We start from the raw sequence: 699 nt of genomic DNA, 5'->3' as shown, positions 1-699 counted from the left end.
GTATACATTCGATGTCATCTTTGAACTACTGTGTCACCAAAATTTCTATTTGTCTAATTTAATTATTGCTATCATATTAATCTTAATATTTATTAACGTTAAAGAAAACTATAATTGAAACGAAACCGTTGTGAAGCTACATTTTTCATAAAAAATTAGAGCACCCTGCTATTGGATGCCCTAATGTGATTAGAGGTTTTTTCTGAGTATTTAGTAGGACACGAAGATCTTGTCCTATTACATACTATATGCTTGTACTTATTACATTGTGCACTAGAAAGCACAATGTCTAGATGCCAAATAGATACATACACATTGGAGTAACTAACACGCTAGAAAAGACCTTTCTATATCCATTCATTCTTAATAGCCTACATTATTACTAATAAAATTTTCTCATACTTTCATTGTACAATTGCTTTATTTATAAACAAAAAACATCCCCATGGATGTTTTTTATCTAATTACCTTTAAACTTCCATAAATTTAGCAGGTACACCAATTTTTTCAACTACAGAAGATATATTAGTAGGGTTAATCATTACATTTTCAATACAAACTAATTTATTTTCTAATAATCCATTCTCTGTAGTAATAAACTCTTCAAATCGTTCTAAAGTCATTGAGAATTTGTGCTCACTTCCACCATTCATACTGACTTTTACATACTTCATAGTGTCACCGCCTCTCTTAATTATC

1 protein-coding gene is annotated in these 699 nt (G+C 29.5%); it reads right to left on the bottom strand.

Translation table 11 applies throughout. From position 1 onward, the window contains the following. Positions 1-470: 470 nt before the first annotated feature. The gene (locus AC1DJR_RS32440) at positions 471-674 is read right to left on the bottom strand and encodes a hypothetical protein (RefSeq protein WP_002085220.1); all 204 of its coding nucleotides are present in this window, start codon (positions 672-674) and stop codon (positions 471-473) included. Between the last annotated feature and the right edge of the window lie 25 nt (positions 675-699).

Source organism: Bacillus sp. 05T31 (assembly GCF_056396725.1).
This window is presented reverse-complemented; position numbering and strand designations above follow the sequence as displayed.